The sequence below is a fragment of the Streptomyces sp. KR55 genome (assembly GCF_052245645.1).
In the GTDB taxonomy this organism is placed as follows: Bacteria; Actinomycetota; Actinomycetes; order Streptomycetales; family Streptomycetaceae; genus Streptomyces; species Streptomyces flavusporus.
Window position 1 is genome coordinate 1 of sequence record NZ_JBQQCE010000216.1, and the last position, 15,795, is coordinate 15,795.

Sequence of the window (15,795 nt, forward strand, 5' to 3'; positions counted from 1 at the left end):
ACACCCGCCTGCTCCACCGGCCACCACCCCCTGTGCCCTTCCTAGCGTCCACGGCGTGCTTGCGCCAGGGCCTGTCCGGCGGATCAGGTCGCAGATGTGCGTGCCAGACCCCGCGTCTGCGGCATGATCCGCCGGACAGGCCCTACTTCAGGCGGACAGCACGTCCAGCAGGCGGTCGACGTCGGCGGGCGTGTTGTACAGGTGGAAGGCTGCGCGCAGATTGCCCGCGCGGTCGGAGACCTCGACGCCGGCGCGGCTCAGGTCGGGCTGGCGCTGTCCGAGGCCCGGCACGGAGACGATCGCCGAGCCGGGCGCCGGGACGGGTTCGTGGCCGAGCGTGGCCAGGCCCGCGCGGAAGCGGTCGGCGAGCGACAGGTCATGCGCGTGTACGGCGGCCACGCCGAGCTCCTCGACCAGGGCCAGAGAGTGCCGGGCGCCGGTGTAGGCGAGGAGGGCGGGGCTCTCGTCGAACCGGCGGGCGGAGTGGGCGAGTTCCTTGACCGGGCCGTAGGTGCTGTCCCAGGGGTGTTCGCCGGCCGCCCAGCCCGCGAAGACGGGAGTGAGTCCGCCGAGGTCCTCCGGTACGACGAGGAAGGCCACGCCGCGCGGGCAGACGACCCACTTGTAGGCGACGGAGGAGACGTAGTCGAAGTCGTCCGCGGCGAGCGGCAGCCAGCCGACGGCCTGGGACATGTCGATGAAGGTGCGCGCCCCGTGCGCGCGGGCCGCCTCGCGGATCGCCGGCAGGTCGGCGATCCGGCCGTCCGCCGACTGCACGGCGCTCACGGCGACGAGCGCGGTGTCCGGGCGGACCGATTCGGCGAGCCGCTCCAGGGGCACGCTGCGCACCTTCAGGTCCCGGCGGACGTGGAAGGGGTTCACGAGGGAGCTGAAGTCGGCCTCGGCGGTGAGCACCTCGGCGCCCTCGGGCAGCGCGGCGGCGATCAGCCCGCTGTGCACGGCGACGGAGGCACCGGCCGCGACCCGGCTCGCCGGCACCCCGACGATCCGGGCGAAGGCGGCCCGGCAGGCCTCCACGTCGGCGAACATGTCCTGCGGCACGCCTTCGGCCAGGGACAGTGCGGCGGCGTGCAGCGCCGCCACCGTGCGGGCCGGCAGCAGGCCGGTGCTCGCGGTGTTGAGGTAGGTGTTCTTCGGGGCGAACTCGGCGCGGACGAGGCTCTCGAAGGTCTCCATGGGTCCACTCTGCGGTCCCGGGAAGCCCACGTCCATTGCGTATTTCTACGTGGTTTCCCTAAGGGCCGCTTATGGACCGGCCCTCACCTGCGGCTTCAGTGCTGCGGCACCGCGCACCCGTCCGGACCGCACGCCTCGGCGCCCGCGTCGTCGATCAGCTTCAGCGGCGACCGCTCGCCCCACGCCTGCGTGAGTGCCTGGCCGAACATCTCGGCGGGCTGCGCGCCGGAGACACCGTACTTCCGGTCGAGGACGAAGAACGGCACCCCGGTGGCACCGAGCTGCGCGGCCTCCCGCTCGTCGGCCCGGACCTCGTCGGCGTAGGCACCGGGGTCGGCGAGCACCTTGCGGACGCCGGCCTCGTCGAGCCCGGCGGCGACGCCGATCTCCACCAGCCGCTCGTCGTCGTTGAAGACGGACCGCTCCTCGGCGAAGTTCGCCTCGTACATCAGCTGGACGAGCTCGCCCTGCCGGCCGTGTTCCTTGGCGAAGTGCAGCAGCCGGTGCATGTCGAAGGTGCTGCCGTGGTCCCGGCCGCGGGTCCGGTACGTCAGCCCCTCGGCGGCGGCCTGCGCCCCCAGGTTGTCCTCGCCGGCCTGCGCCTGGGCCTCGCTCATGCCGTACTTCTTCGCGAGCATCGTCAGCACGGGCTGCACGTCGTCCTTGGCCCGCCCGGGGTCCAGCTCGAACGACCGGTGCACGACCTCGACCTGGTCGCGGTGCGGGAACTCCGCCAGCGCCTTCTCGAAGCGGGCCTTGCCCACGTAGCACCAGGGGCAGGCGATGTCGCTCCAGATCTCGACGCGCATGGGTTCTCGCTCTCTCAGGCTCGTACCGGGTACGGAGACTCCCTCCGCCGGTGCGTGAACGTTCAAGCGACCGGTTTCATTCCCGTACGCCGGCTCAGCTGCCGTCCCGCAGATCCCGCGGCCAGCTCGGCCGGAACTCGATGTGGTCGTACGTCACCACGCATCCCTCCCCCAGCGGCGACTGGGTCATGAAGCCGACCAGGGCCGCTCCCGTCTCCTTCTCGCCGCCCAGTGTGAACAGCCGCACGAAGGTCCAGCGCTCGCCGTCGCGGGAGGCGTGGAAGGCGAACGCCCTGCCGGTGCGGCTGACGCGGAGCCAGACGCTGCTGCCGTCCACGACGAAGGAGTTCGCGTCGTCGGAGTGGCCCCGGGTCACCACCGTGCACACGGTGGGCAGATCGGGCGAGCGCTCCAGGCAGAGCTTCGCCCACGCCCGCTCACCGACGTGCACGTACAGCACGCCCGCGTCGAAGGCGGCGGCGAAGCCGACCGTGACATGGGCGATCAGCTGGAAGTCCCCCTCCGGCGCACCCAGCAGCCGGGGCGCGTCGGAGGCGGAATCCAGGGCCTCGCCCGTGGGTGGCACGAAGCGGTCCTGGCGGGCTCCCGCCCAGCCGGTGAGCGCGCCGTCCTCGTACGACCAGTGGCCGTCGGGGCCATAGGTACGCAGCGGAAACGGGAGTTCGGGGAGTTCGAAGTCCATCCCGCCAGTGTTCCAGCCGGGCCGGGAGCCCTGCCCACCGGTCGGTGGAACGGGGTCAGAGCTCCCGGCAGACATACCTGATGAAGCCGCTCGGAACTCCATCCGGCCGTTGAAACGGCGCGACAGCCCCAGCGGGTGCTTGACGAACTGTCACGCCTGCCTCCCGGCGTCGGCGTCGGCCTCGGCCCGGTGGGGGTGACGACGACACCGACGGTGCACCAGACGGTTCTTGTCACCTGGGCGACCATGGACTTGGAGCCCCGATGGCTGTCCAAGTGGCCTACTGGTCGAGGTCGCTGCTGTGCCCAGCACCAAGTCCCTTACCCGGCACTGGAGTTCGACCCCGGTGAATCGGCCCGCCATCCGTCCCATCCGCACCTCGAATCACGCCGTGGCCGTTCCTGTTCCGGCCGGGTCCAAGCAAGATCGCGAAGTCAGACTGGACCATTAGGCCATAAATAGACACATCTCGCACGGCTCGGTACGGTCGAATTACAGGCGCTACAGCTGCAGCAGTGATCAGCGAGCAGAGAAGTCGGCGTCAGAGGCCGGAATCCACCGGCCCGAATGGTACCCAGCGCATCGCGCTGCTGTGCAGGTAACCGGTCCCGGTCCGCAACCTCACAACTGACGCTCCGACCGGGGCAAGTCACCGTCTGCACGTACCAGTCTCGAAGGAAGAAGATACCTATGCGCCCGAAGCGAACCATCGCACTAGTGGCGAGCCCCCTCGTCGTGGCCGCAGCCCTGGCGCTCCCAGCCACGGCCATGTCGCAGAACTCGGACGCCTCGGTGGCGTCCGCCCCGCAGGCCCCGAACCAGCCCACTCCCACTCCCACAGATCGGCGTCCCCCCGGCGAGCAGCCTCCCCCTCCTACCCCGACGCCGACGAGGACACTTACACCGACCCAGCTGGGCAATCGGGACGGACGGGTGGCCGGGAGGGTTGACGGCGAAGACTGCAATTACCGCCAGTCCTTTGCGCCGAAGCAGACAAACTCGAGGTACCGGGCGGCTTACACCCAAGCTTACGAGCGGAACTACGACGCGACCTGCGTCGAGGAGGAGTAGAGCATGTCGCGGAGCCGGACCTCGCCCCACTCGCGCATGGCGGGCCGCGCGTAGCCATCCGCCCGCCCGGTGGCGCCCGCATTCCGGGTCAGGGTCGCCATCACGCACGCCCGCCCGTCGTGGTCCTCGGACACACGACAGGCGGGCGAACCGCCGGAACCGACGGCCCAGGGAACACGCTTGGCGCAACGCGCACGGCCGGACGCCCCGAACATGGGGCGCCCGGGCGTGCGTACGCCGGCCTGGGCCGGCCGGGTCAGACCTCCATCCGCCCGTTGAACCGCCGCGGCAGCCCGAGCGGGTTGTCGTCGCGCAACTCCGGCGGGAGCAGCGCCTCGGGCGTGGTCTGGTACGTCACCGGGCGCAGCCAGCGCTCGATGGCGGTGCCGCCCACCGAGGTGGAGGTGGACGTCGTCGCCGGGTACGGGCCGCCATGGTGCTGGGCGGGGGCGACTGCAACCCCCGTCGGCCACCCGTTCACCAGCACACGCCCCGCCAGCGGCGTCAGCTCCGCAAGCAGCTCGGGCCCGCGCCCCTCCCCCGCGGCCTCCTCCGTCGAGAGGTGAACCGTCGCGGTGAGATTCCCCGGCAGCCGCGAAAGAACGGCCTTGGCCTCGGCCTCGTCCTCGTAGCGGGCGACGACGGTCACCGGCCCGAAGCACTCCTCCAGGAGCAGGTCGTACTCCCCCTCCTGCGCGAGCTTCTCCGCCGGAACCGTGAGAAAGCCCGCGCTCACCGTGTGCTCGCCGCCCGCGCCCGGCGTCACGGGCGACTCCACGTCGGGGAGTTCCGCACGCTCCGCGACACCGGCGACGAAGTTGTCCCGCATACGGTGGTCGAGCAGCACGCCCGCCTCGGTGTCGCTGACCGCCTCCGTCAGCGACTTCACCAGCCGGTCCCCGGCCGCACCCTGCGGCGCCAGCACGAGACCCGGCTTCACGCAGAACTGTCCGACGCCCAGCGTCATGGAGCCGGCGAGCCCGCCGCCGATCTGCTCGGCGCGCTCCGCTGCCGCGGCCTCGGTGACGAGCACCGGGTTCAGGGAGCCCAGCTCGCCGTGGAACGGGATCGGCACCGGACGCGCGGCGGCGGCGTCGAACAGGGCCCGCCCCCCTCGTACGGAACCGGTGAAGCCCGCCGCGGCGACCAGCGGGTGCTTGATCAGCTCGATGCCCGCCTCGAAGCCGTGGACGAGGCCCACGACCCCCTCGGGGATGCCGTGCTCCGCGGCGGCCCGGCGCAGCACGGCCGCGACCAGCTCGGACAGCGCGGGGTGGTCGGGGTGGGCCTTGACGACCACCGGGCAGCCCGCGGCGAGCGCGCTCGCGGTGTCGCCGCCGGCGACGGAGAAGGCGAAGGGGAAGTTGGAGGCGGAGTAGACGGCGACGACGCCGAGCGGGACCTTGTAGCGGCGCAGGTCCGGGATGGGCGGGGTGGCGGTGTCGTCGGGGTGGTCGATGACGATGCCGAGGAAGGCGCCCTCGTCGACGATGTCGGCGAAGGCCCTCAGCTGGAAGCAGGTACGGGCGAGTTCACCGGTGAGCCGGACCGGGCCGAGCGCGGTCTCGGCGTCGGCGGCCTCGACGAGCTGGTCCTTGGCGTCCTGGAGCCGGTCGGCGGCGGTGCGCAGGAAGGCCGCCCGGACCGTGCGGTCGGCGAGGTCGCCGCGGACGGCGTGGGCGGCGCGGACGGCAGCGTCCACCTCCTGGGCCGTGGCCTCCACCGCAACCTGTTCACGCTGCTTCCCGGTTCGGGGGTCGACACTCCAGACTGGTGCTGCTGCCACCGCGGGTCCCTCCACACATGTATTGCCGCAGTTCTGGGTCATCCACCAGGGTTCGTTCGATATACTGAACACTGTCTCTGATGGTGAATATGCTGTTGGAGACTATTTCCCGTCGAACGAAGGGGTCAAGGGCGATGTCGGCAGGCGAGACGGGGGGCGGGGCGCAGGTCAAGTCCGCGGTACGGACGGTTGAGCTGCTCGAGTACTTCGCTGGACGCCCAGGTATGCACTCGCTCGCGGCGGTCCAGGAGGCCGTGGGCTATCCCAAGTCGAGCCTGTACATGCTGTTGCGCACGCTCGTGGACCTCGGCTGGGTGGAGACCGACGCGACGGGCACGCGGTACGGGATCGGCGTACGGGCGCTGCTGGTGGGGACGTCGTACATCGACGGTGACGAGGTGGTCGCGGTGGCCCGGCCGACGCTGGACCGGCTGTCGGACGACACGACGGAGACGATCCACCTCGCGCGCCTGGACGGGACGAGCGTCGTCTACCTGGCCACCCGGCAGTCGCAGCACTACCTGCGCCCCTTCACCCGCGTCGGCCGCCGCCTCCCCGCGCACTCCACCTCCCTCGGCAAGGCGCTGCTGAGCACGTACACGGACGAGCAGGTCCGCAAGATGCTGCCGGAGACCCTCCCCGCCCTCACCGAGAACACCATCACCGACCGGGAGAAGCTGATCGAGGAGCTGCACCAGGTACGGGAGCAGGGGTACGCCGTGGACCGCGAGGAGAACACGCTGGGCCTGCGCTGCTTCGGCGTGGCGATTCCCTACCGCACGCCGGCCCGGGACGCGATCAGCTGCTCGATCCCGGTGGCCCGCCTCACCCCGGCGCACGAGCAGAGGGTGAAGGACGCCCTGTTCGACGCCCGCGACCGGCTGACCCTGGCCACTCGTAGGCTCTGACTCCATGGATGTGGAACTGCGCGAGGTCCACGACAGCGACCTGCCCGTCTTCTACCGGCAGATGAACGACCCGGAGGCCCTGCGCATGGCGGCCTTCGCCCCCGAGGACCCGGCCGACCGGGACGCCTTCGACGCGCGCTGGAAACGGATCCGCACCTCGTCGGACGTCCTGCGCACGATCCTCGCCGACGGAGACGTGGTGGGGAGCGCGGCCGTGTACGGGGAGCCGGGCGAGCGCGAGGTGACCTACTGGGTCGACCGCGCGTACTGGGGCCGGGGTGTCGCCACGGCCGCCCTGCGGGCGCTGCTCGCCGAGGTCCCCGAACGCCCGTTGTACGCACGGGCGGCGGCGGACAACGAGGGCTCGCTGCGGGTACTCACGAAGTGCGGCTTCCAGGTCAGGGCCCGGGCCCGGGGATTCGCGCACGCGCGCGGCGAGGAGATCGACGAGCTGGTCCTGGCGTTGGAGGGTTGAGCGGGCCTCCCCCATGCGGCGGAGACGGATCACCGTCGCGCAGGAGGTGGGCCCCTGCCGTCGCGCGGGAGCGTGGACGCATGACGCAGACACTCGCTTCCGAGCAGGTGACGCCCACCGTCGGGGCCGACCGGTCCCGTCGGTTGCTGCGCGCCGTCGCGATCGTCTCCTGTGTGCCGTATCTCGCGCTCAAGGTGGCCTGGATCGCCGGGAGTCACATCGGGATCCCTCAGGGCAGCTCGCTGCTGGAGCACCGGGGGAGCATGGCCGTCGCCAACGGCATCACGGTGCTCATGGACGCGGCCGTGATCGTGCTCGCACTGGTGCTGACCCGGCCGTGGGGGCTGCGGGTCCCGGCGTGGCTGCTGGCCTTCCCGGTGTGGGTGGCCACCGGCCTGCTCGCGCCGATCATGGCGGGCTTCTCGATCCAGCTCCTGGCCGACGCGCTCGCGGGCACCCCGGGGATCGCCCCCGGCGACAGCGAGCCGTTCCTCGACGCCTGGGTCTTCGGGGTCGTCTACTCGGGGTTCATCGTGCAGGGGCTCGCCCTCGGCGCCCTGTTCGTGCTGTACGCCCGGGACCGCTGGGGCCGGTTGTGGCAGGGGCGGGTCTGGGAGCTTCCGGTCGGCGCGATCGGGGCGGCCCAGCGGGCGGTCGCGGCGGCGGCCGGCGTGCTCGCCCTGCTGCCCCTCGCCGTGCACGTCCTGTGGGCGTGCGGCGGCACCGCCGGCCTCGACGAGGCCCGGATCGCCGACCGGACGAGTAGCTTCCCCATCATGGAGGCGCTGTCCGCCGCCTTCCTCGCCATGGCCGTCACCGGCGGCTTCCTGCTCGCCTTCCGGCGCGGCCGGGCCCTGCCCGTCAAGCTGCCCCTCGCCCTCGCCTGGGTCGGCTCCGCCGCCACGGTCTGCTGGGCGGCCTGGTTGTCGCTGGCGCCTCTCACCGACGTGGCCGACGGGCCGACACCGGTGATGAACCTGGCCTACGCTGGCCAGATGATCGTCGGCATCCTCGTCGCCTGCCTCGGCGTCCACTTCCTCGCGGAGCGCGACGCGTGCCGGAAACGTCGTACGGCGTGAGCGAGTTCGCCCGGTTCCTGTTCGGTCGGCAGACGCGTCGCCGATGGCTCCATCTGATCATCGGCGGCGCGCTCGCCATGCCGTACGTCTTCGTCGGCCAGCTCGTCGTCGGTCCCGCCACCGACTCCCGGTACGTCTTCAACGACCTGCCCCTGCAACTGCTCTCCTTTGCCCTCGGGTTGCCCCTGGCCGCGGTCACCTCGGTGCTGTTCCCGCTGACCCGGCCGCTGGAGGCCGGCGCGGTGCGGTGGCTGTGCGGGGTCGACCGGGACCGGCTCGCCTACGGGCCGGCCCGGACACGGGACGCCAAGGGGCGTACGGCGGCCTGGTTCACGCTGCATCTCGGGCTCGGCGGGATCATCTCCGGGATGTCGCTGGCGGTGCCGCCGTTCGCGGGCTTCCTCGTCGCGCTGCCGCTGATCGTGTGGCTGGGCGGTACGGAGTTCGTCGAGTTGCCCGAAGCCCTCGAACAGACCTGGGTGGTGGCGCTCGCGCCGGTCGCGGGCACGGCGACGCTGCTCGCGCTCGCCGGCTGCGCGGCCGTCTGTGGCGCGCTCCTCGCCCGCTGGGCGCCCGCGCTGCTCGGCCCCACGCCCGAGGACCGGCTCGCGGCGGCCGAGGCCCGCGCCGCCGACCTCGCCGTACGCAACCGGCTCGCGCGCGAGTTGCACGATTCGGTCGGCCACGCGCTCAGCGCCGTCACCCTCCAGGCGAGCGCGGCCCGCCGAGTCCTCGACACCGACCCGGAGTTCGTCCGCGAGGCCCTGGCCGCGATCGAGGACACGACCCGGCGCACGGTCGGTGAACTCGACGCCGTGCTCGGCGTGTTGCGGGACGGCGACGCCCCCGGTACGGCCCCGGCGCCCACCCTCGCCGCCGACCTCGACTGCCTCCTGCGCCGCACCCGCGCGAGTGGGCTGCGGGTGACCGCCACGGTCGACGCCGACCCCGCGGCCCTGCCGCCCGTCCTCTCCCGCGAGGCCTACCGCATCGTGCAGGAGGGGCTGAGCAACGCCCTCAAGCACGCCGGTGACGGGGCGGCCGTACGGCTGCGGATCGAAGTGACCGACGGGCACCTGGAGATCACCGTCGAGAATCCCGTCGCCCCCACCCCCGAGCTCCGCCCCGGTGGCGGTCACGGCCTGCGGGGCATCGCCGACCGGGCGCGGCTGCTGGGCGGGACGACGCGGGCCGGCGCCGCGCAGGGGATGTGGCGGCTGTACGTACGACTTCCCACGAAGGGACCCGCATGACGACCCGCCCGCCCATCCGCGTCGTCCTCGCCGACGACGAGCGCATGGTGCGCACCGCCCTGCGCGCCATCCTCTCCGCCGAGCCGGACCTGGAGGTGGTCGGTGAGGCGGCGACCGGGGCCGAGGCCGTGTCCGTCGTGCGGGAGCGGCGGCCCGACGTGGTCCTCATGGACGTGCGCATGCCGGAGATCGACGGCATCCGGGCCACCGAGCAGATCCTGGCCACGCTCGACGAACCGCCGCGTGTTGTCGTCGTGACCACCTTCGAGAACGACTCCTATGTGTACGACGCCCTGCGCGCCGGAGCCGCCGGATTCCTGCTGAAGCGGGCCGACGCCGACGCGCTCGTCCAGGCCGTACGGCTCGTCTCGCACAGCGACACCCTGCTGTTCCCGTCGGCCGTGCGCACGCTCGCGGCCGAGCACGCGCGCGCGTACCCCGCTCCACCGCCCTGGGTGGCGCGGCTCACCGGCCGCGAGAGCGATGTGCTGCGACTGATGGCGCAGGGCCTGACCAACGCGGAGATCGCGCGGCGCATGGAGGTCGGTCCGGCCACCGTGAAGTCGCATGTGGCTGCGATCCTGGCGAAGACCGGCACCCGGGACCGCACACAGGCGGTCATCGCCGCCTACGAGGCGGGCTTCATGAACGCTCGATGAGAAAACAGGGCGCAAGGGAACGATTGCCCCCATCCTGATCGTCCCTGGGAGTGGGATGAACAAGACGATCAGGCGGGCGTCCGTCTTCGTGCTGCTGCTGGTGTTCGCTCTGCTGGTCAGGGCGACCTGGGTGCAGTTCTACGAAGGCCAGGCGCTCGCGGACGACAAGGACAACCGGCGGAACGCGATCGAGCTGTACAGCGAGCCGCTCGGCAACATCGTCGTGGGCGGCGAGGCGGTCACCGGCTCGGCGCCGATGAAGAGCGGCGACCTCGCCTACCGGCGGACGTACACGGACGGCCCGCTGTACGCGGCGGTGACCGGCTACAGCTCGCAGGCGTTCGGGGCCACACAGCTGGAGGGCATCTACCGGGACCTGCTCGACGGAACCGACAACCGTCTCAAGAGCGTGCTGGACACGGTCACCAACAAGCGGTCGGACCCGGGCAACGTGATCACGACGATCGACCCGGATGTGCAGAAGGCGGCGTACGACGCGCTCGGCGACAAGAAGGGCGCGGCCGTTGCGATCGACCCCACGACCGGGAAGATCCTGGCGGTCGTCTCCACTCCGTCGTACGACCCATCGCGGATCACCACGGGTGACTCGGCCGCCTGGGAGCAGCTGACCAAGGACTCCGAGAAGCCGATGACGAACCGTGCGCTGCGCCAGCCGCTGCCGCCGGGTTCGACGTTCAAGCTGGTCGTGGCGGCGGCCGCGCTGGAGGACGGGCTGTACTCGTCGGTGGACGACAGGACCGTCAGCCCGGACCCGTACTCGCTGCCGCTGTCGTCCGACAACCTCACCAACGAGAACCCCAACGCCCCCTGCGAGAACGCCTCGATCCGCGTGGCGCTGCAGTACTCGTGCAACAACGTCTTCGGCAAGATGGCCGTCGACCTCGGCCAGGACAAGGTCCGGGCGATGGCGGAGAAGTTCGGCTTCAACGACGACGAGCAGGACGTGCCGGTGCGCGCGTACGAGAGCGTGTACCCGTCGGACATGGACGACGCACAGACGGCGCTCTCCGGTATCGGCCAGTTCGATGTCACCGCGACGCCGCTGCAGATGGCGATGGTGTCAGCAGCCATAGCCAACGACGGCAAGCTGGTCTCGCCGCATATGGTGTCGCAGATCACCGACAGCAGCGGTGATGTGCTGCAGGACTACGACGACAACGCCTCGACGGAGGAGATCGTGAGCTCCTCGACCGCCGAGCAGCTCCAGTCGGCGATGCAGACGGTGGTCGAGGACGGCACAGGGACGAACGCCCAGATACCCGGGGCCACGGTGGGCGGCAAGACCGGCACGGCCCAGCACGGCGAGAACAACAGCAAGACGCCGTACGCCTGGTTCACGTCCTACGGGAAGGCCGACGGCAAGGAGGTCGCCGTGGCGGTCGTGGTGGAACAGTCGGACGCGGCGCGTTCGGAGGTCAGCGGCAACGGGCTGGCGGCGCCGGTGGCCCAGGCGGTGATGGAAGCGGCGCTGAGGTAGCGCCGCTTCCAAAGGGGCGCGGGGCTGTATCGATATGCGGCTCCGCCGCGTGGGCGCGACCAGCCACAACGGAACCGCACTGGCCGCGCAGCGTCCTGCGTCCCTTACTTCACGCCCAGAACCTGCTCGATCGGGTCGATCGCGAAGTACACCAGGAACAGCACCGAGGTCCCCCACAGCAGCCAGTGGACCTCCTTCGCCTTGCCCAGCACCGTCTTGATCAGGACGTAGGCGACGAAGCCCGCGCCGATGCCGTTGGTGATGGAGTACGTGAACGGCATCACCGCGATGGTGAGGAACGCCGGGATGGCGATCTCGTACCTGTCCCAGTCGATCTGCTTGACCTGGGTCATCATCAGGAAGCCGACGGCGACCAGGGCCGGGGCGGCCGCCTGGAGCGGGACGATGGTGAGCAGCGGAGTGAAGAACAGGGCGAGGGCGAACAGGCCGCCGGTGACCAGGTTGGAGAAGCCGGTGCGCGAGCCTTCGCCGACGCCGGCCGCCGACTCGATGTAGGAGGTCGCCGAGGACGACGAGGCGGCGCCGCCCGCGACGGCCGCGGCGCCGTCGATCAGCAGGACGCGGCCGAGGTTCGGGACCTTGCCGTCCTTGTCCAGCAGTCCGGCCTCCGTGCTGATGCCGACGACCGTGCCCATGGTGTCGAAGAAGTCGGACAGGATCAGCGTGAAGATCAGCAGGACGACGGTGATGACGCCGACGCCGGGCTCGCCGAACGCGCCGAACAGGCTGAAGTCGCCGATCAGTCCGAAGTCGGGGGTGTCGACGACCTGGTCGGGCAGCTCGGGTGTGGTCAGGCCCCAGGTCTTGATGTCGGCGATGGAGTTGATGACGATCGCGACGACGGTCATGGTGACGATGCTGATGAGGATGGCGCCCTTGACCTTGCGGGCGAGCAGTCCGATGGTCAGCAGCACGCCGAGGCAGAAGACGAGAATCGGCCACCCGGTGAGCGTGCCGGAGCCGCCGAGCTGAACCGGCACCGTGGTGTTCGCGGCGTCCGGGATGCGGCTGACGAAGCCGGCGTCGACAAAGCCGATGAAGGCGATGAACAGGCCGATGCCGACGCTGATCGCCTGCTTGAGCCCCTGCGGGATGGCGTGCATGACGGCCTCGCGCAGCCCGGTGACGACAAGGACGCAGATCAGCAGGCCTTCGAGGACGATCAGGCCCATCGCGTCGTCCCAGCTCATCAGCGGGGCGATCTGGAAGGCGACGACCGCGTTGAGGCCGAGTCCGGCGGCCAGGGCGAGGGGCAGATTGCCGCCGATGCCCATGATGACGGTCATGACCGCGGCCACCAGGGCGGTGGCGGTGGTGAGTTGGACCGCGTCGAGCTGCTCTCCGTACTTGTCCCTGGCACTGCCCAGGATGATCGGATTCAGGACAAGGATGTAGGCCATGGTGAAGAACGTGGCGAAGCCGCCGCGTATCTCCCGGCCGAAGGTGGACCCCCGCTCGGATATCTTGAAGAACCCGTCGATGCTGTTCGCCGCCGGTGGCGGGGCACTTGGCCGGTCGGTCACCTTCTGCGTTTCGGACATGGCGGACACTCCTTGGCGCCTAAATGATCTGTGTGCGGATGCTGGCTGGATTGTTCCCTCGTTGAACCTGTTTCAGGTTTTCTCCGTGTTACGGAATCGGGTTCGGTCTGCCATACGGCGTTCGAAGTCCCGTACGAATCACATGAGTATCGCTGGTACAGTTCCGGATCTCATCCCGGCGTACGGCAGTTCGATGCCGGGCCAACGCTTCGAGGAGAGACCGCCCGTGGGGACAGTCGTCGACGACGCCGCCTCCGTGGAGTTCCATGCCTTCTTCGAGCGCCACTACGCCGAACTGGCCCGCCTGGCCCATCTGCTGACGGGTGAGGCGGACGCCGCCGACGATCTCGCGGCCGATGCGCTGCTGGCGCTGTGGCATCGCTGGGACCGGGTGCGCGCGGCCGACCATCCGGTGGCGTACGCGCGCGGAGTGGTCGCCAATCTGGCCCGCACCCGCATCCGCAGCGCAGTGCGCGAGCGGCGCCGGATCGCCCTGTTCTGGTCCCAGCGCGAGGAGAAGACCGAGAACCCGGACATAGCGGGCTCGGTGGATGTACAGGCGGCGCTGCGCCGGCTGCCGTTCCGCAAGCGGGCCTGTGTGGTGCTGCGGCACGCCTTCGATCTGTCGGAGAAGGACACCGCGCTCGCCCTGGGTGTGTCGGTGGGTACGGTGAAGAGCCAGACCTCGAAGGGAATGGCCGAGCTGCAACGATTGCTCGGCACACAACAGGCTCCGCAGAAGGTGCACGCGGCGATGGCGCGCACCGGTGAGGCCGGAGGAAGGGACCGATGACGATGCAGCGGGACGTGCACGGCGAGCTGCGCGCCCGGCTGCACGAGGCGGCCGAGGCGCACGAGCCCGACCGCGCGCGCATCCTGGCCCGGATCGAGCGCGGTATGACCGAGGAGGTCCGCGGCGGCAGCGGCCACCGGGCGACCCTCCCGCCGGCGTTCGGCTGGCTGCGGGTCGCGGGTGCGACGGCCGCGGTCGCGGGTGTGCTCGCGGTCGGCGGGTACGCGGTCGCGTCCGCGGTGAAGGAGGAGGCTCCCCCGCAGCGGAAGGTCGCCGTGTCGGCGACGCCCACGCCGTCGCCGGAGGCGACGAGCCGGCCGTCCGCGTTCCCGGTGGACCCGGAGCCCAGCAGCCCGGTGGAGTCCCGGGAGGAGCCCAGCTCGCCCCCGGCGCAGTCGCCGTCCGCCTCGGCGTCCGCACCGGCACAGCTGCCCGCCGACGCCGGCGTCGAGGACGGTCCGCTGTGGTCGGACGGCTCGGTGGACCCGCACAGCAACGACTTCTGGGCGCAGAGCAACATCACCGTCAAGACCAGCGAGCAACTGACCGAGCTGACCGTGCAGTTGAGGATCGCGCAGACCGGCGGGGTCTCCTCGACCGGTGCCTGGCGGTCACTGCCGGAGGACGACTTCACGCTGACGGTCGGCGAGCAGGACGGCTTCCTGGTGTACACCTGGGTGCTCAAGGAGGGCCGTACGGTCCCGGAGGGCGAGTGGGTGTTCGCCGGGCAGTACGACCACGAACGCGGCGGCCGGGACGCCAAGGACGACGGCTACGCGGCGACCGCGCGGGCGGGGTCCGAAGAGCTGTCCGTGGCGGGCGACTTCGCCGCCCAGGACGACGACTCGTCCGAGGGCGACTCGTAAAAAATTTCTGGAGACGCGGCAACCCATTCCTCACCGGTGACGACCACAAGGCGCAAGAGTCACCACCCACTTGAGGAATCGGTACATGACTGCACCAGCAGAACAGCGCGTGAGGCACCGCCGCCGGGTCACCAGGCGGCGGGCCGTGATCGGCTCCGTGGCCGCGCTCGGCATCACCGGAGCGGCGTTCGCCACCACGTCGCTGCTGTCCACCGCCGGCGCGGCGTCCAGCTGGCCGACCGCCAAGGGCAACAAGGCGGTGAGCAGCACCATCTCGGTGTCGGGCACGTACGACGGCGGCTACCAGCGTTTCTATGGCAGCGGCGAACTGGGCGGTAACGGCCAGGAGGAGGGCCAGGACCCGATCTTCCAGCTGAAGGACGGCGCGGTCCTGAAGAACGTCATCCTGGGCTCCCCCGCCGCCGACGGCATCCACTGCCAGGGCAGCTGCACGCTGCAGAACGTGTGGTGGGAGGACGTCGGCGAGGACGCCGCCACGTTCAAGGGCAAGTCGGCGTCGTCCGTCTACACCGTGCACGGCGGCGGTGCGAAGAGCGCCAGCGACAAGGTCTTCCAGTTCAACGGCGCGGGCAAGCTGGTCGTGACGAAGTTCCAGGTGTCGGACTTCGGCAAGCTGGTGCGCACCTGCGGCAACTGCTCGACGCAGTACAAGAACCGCTCGATCATCATCAACGACGTCGATGTGACGGCGCCGGGCAAGTCGATCGTCGGCATCAACTCCAACTTCGGCGACACGGCTGCCCTGCGCAAGGTGCGCATCCACGGCGACAGCAGCAAGAAGATGAAGGTGTGCACCCGCTTCCAGGGCAACAACACCGGTGCGGAGCCCAAGGAGCTCGGCAGCGGCCCGGACGGCACGCACTGCCGCTACACGGCCTCCGACGTCACCTACAAGTGAGTCGCTGAGAGCTGCCGGCCCGAGCCCCCCTCGGGCCGGCCTGTCGGACCGAGCCCCCCTCGTCCGGCACATGGAACGCCCCCGCCGGTGACGGCGAATTCCAGGGGTCGTTGCAACACAGTGATCAACTGGCTGTGGTCAGGAGCTTAGCGAGGCGCTCGGCTGGGGTTTCCCAGCCGAGCGTTTTGCGTGGGCGGCTGTTGAGTTCGGCGGCGAC

At 70.7% G+C, this 15,795-nt stretch carries 15 protein-coding genes; 9 read left to right on the top strand and 6 right to left on the bottom strand.

The features are described from left to right. Nucleotides 1-147: 147 nt before the first annotated feature. The 5 genes from ACTWQJ_RS28200 to ACTWQJ_RS28220 form a co-directional block, all read right to left on the bottom strand. Complete coding sequence (locus tag ACTWQJ_RS28200; RefSeq protein WP_443309354.1) at nucleotides 148-1,197, bottom strand: aminotransferase class V-fold PLP-dependent enzyme; 1,050 nt, start codon at nucleotides 1,195-1,197, stop codon at nucleotides 148-150. 95 nt (nucleotides 1,198-1,292) lie between these two features. Then, nucleotides 1,293-2,006, bottom strand: coding sequence for a DsbA family oxidoreductase (locus ACTWQJ_RS28205; protein WP_443309355.1), 714 nt, complete (start codon nucleotides 2,004-2,006; stop codon nucleotides 1,293-1,295). 94 nt (nucleotides 2,007-2,100) lie between these two features. Continuing rightward, nucleotides 2,101-2,709, bottom strand: a complete 609-nt coding sequence (locus ACTWQJ_RS28210; protein WP_443309356.1) for a DUF1349 domain-containing protein — start codon at nucleotides 2,707-2,709, stop codon at nucleotides 2,101-2,103. A 1,040-nt stretch (nucleotides 2,710-3,749) separates the two neighbouring features. Next, nucleotides 3,750-3,914: a hypothetical protein gene (locus ACTWQJ_RS28215; RefSeq protein ID WP_443309357.1), complete on the bottom strand. Its 165-nt coding sequence runs from the start codon at nucleotides 3,912-3,914 to the stop codon at nucleotides 3,750-3,752. A gap of 122 nt (nucleotides 3,915-4,036) precedes the next feature. Next, entirely contained in the window at nucleotides 4,037-5,566 is a 1,530-nt protein-coding gene (locus ACTWQJ_RS28220) for an aldehyde dehydrogenase (NADP(+)) (RefSeq protein WP_443309358.1), read from the bottom strand. A gap of 134 nt (nucleotides 5,567-5,700) precedes the next feature. Between ACTWQJ_RS28220 and ACTWQJ_RS28225 the strand changes: the two genes are divergently transcribed. The 6 genes from ACTWQJ_RS28225 (at nucleotide 5,701) to ACTWQJ_RS28250 (ending at nucleotide 11,438) form a co-directional block, all read left to right on the top strand. Next, on the top strand, nucleotides 5,701-6,474 hold the full coding sequence (locus ACTWQJ_RS28225) for an IclR family transcriptional regulator (RefSeq protein WP_443309359.1): 774 nt from the start codon (nucleotides 5,701-5,703) through the stop codon (nucleotides 6,472-6,474). 4 nt (nucleotides 6,475-6,478) lie between these two features. Continuing rightward, nucleotides 6,479-6,949, top strand: coding sequence for a GNAT family N-acetyltransferase (locus tag ACTWQJ_RS28230; protein WP_443309360.1), 471 nt, complete (start codon nucleotides 6,479-6,481; stop codon nucleotides 6,947-6,949). 80 nt (nucleotides 6,950-7,029) lie between these two features. After that, a complete protein-coding gene (locus ACTWQJ_RS28235; RefSeq protein ID WP_443309361.1) occupies nucleotides 7,030-8,028 on the top strand; it encodes a hypothetical protein in 999 nt (332 codons plus the stop codon). Beyond that, nucleotides 8,025-9,281 (top strand): sensor histidine kinase, encoded by a 1,257-nt coding sequence (locus ACTWQJ_RS28240; RefSeq protein WP_443309365.1) that lies wholly within the window; start codon nucleotides 8,025-8,027, stop codon nucleotides 9,279-9,281. The genes ACTWQJ_RS28235 and ACTWQJ_RS28240 overlap by 4 nt, the downstream gene beginning before the upstream one ends. After that, the gene (locus ACTWQJ_RS28245; protein ID WP_385509115.1) at nucleotides 9,278-9,940 is read left to right on the top strand and encodes a response regulator; all 663 of its coding nucleotides are present in this window, start codon (nucleotides 9,278-9,280) and stop codon (nucleotides 9,938-9,940) included. Before ACTWQJ_RS28240 ends, ACTWQJ_RS28245 begins: the two co-directional genes overlap by 4 nt. 55 nt (nucleotides 9,941-9,995) lie before the next feature. After that, complete coding sequence (locus ACTWQJ_RS28250; protein ID WP_443309362.1) at nucleotides 9,996-11,438, top strand: peptidoglycan D,D-transpeptidase FtsI family protein; 1,443 nt, start codon at nucleotides 9,996-9,998, stop codon at nucleotides 11,436-11,438. Nucleotides 11,439-11,542: 104 nt separating this feature from the next. On the opposite strand, the gene ACTWQJ_RS28255 is transcribed toward ACTWQJ_RS28250, so the two are convergent. Further along, a complete protein-coding gene (locus ACTWQJ_RS28255; protein WP_443309363.1) occupies nucleotides 11,543-13,000 on the bottom strand; it encodes an NCS2 family permease in 1,458 nt (485 codons plus the stop codon). 226 nt (nucleotides 13,001-13,226) lie between these two features. On the opposite strand from ACTWQJ_RS28255, the gene ACTWQJ_RS28260 reads away from it, so the two are divergent. The 3 genes from ACTWQJ_RS28260 (at nucleotide 13,227) to ACTWQJ_RS28270 (ending at nucleotide 15,578) form a co-directional block, all read left to right on the top strand. Continuing rightward, nucleotides 13,227-13,793, top strand: a complete 567-nt coding sequence (locus tag ACTWQJ_RS28260) for a SigE family RNA polymerase sigma factor (protein WP_385779871.1) — start codon at nucleotides 13,227-13,229, stop codon at nucleotides 13,791-13,793. Beyond that, nucleotides 13,790-14,659, top strand: a complete 870-nt coding sequence (locus tag ACTWQJ_RS28265) for a hypothetical protein (protein WP_443309364.1) — start codon at nucleotides 13,790-13,792, stop codon at nucleotides 14,657-14,659. Before ACTWQJ_RS28260 ends, ACTWQJ_RS28265 begins: the two co-directional genes overlap by 4 nt. 85 nt (nucleotides 14,660-14,744) lie before the next feature. Then, on the top strand, nucleotides 14,745-15,578 hold the full coding sequence (locus ACTWQJ_RS28270; protein WP_129797214.1) for a pectate lyase: 834 nt from the start codon (nucleotides 14,745-14,747) through the stop codon (nucleotides 15,576-15,578). Nucleotides 15,579-15,795: the final 217 nt, after the last annotated feature.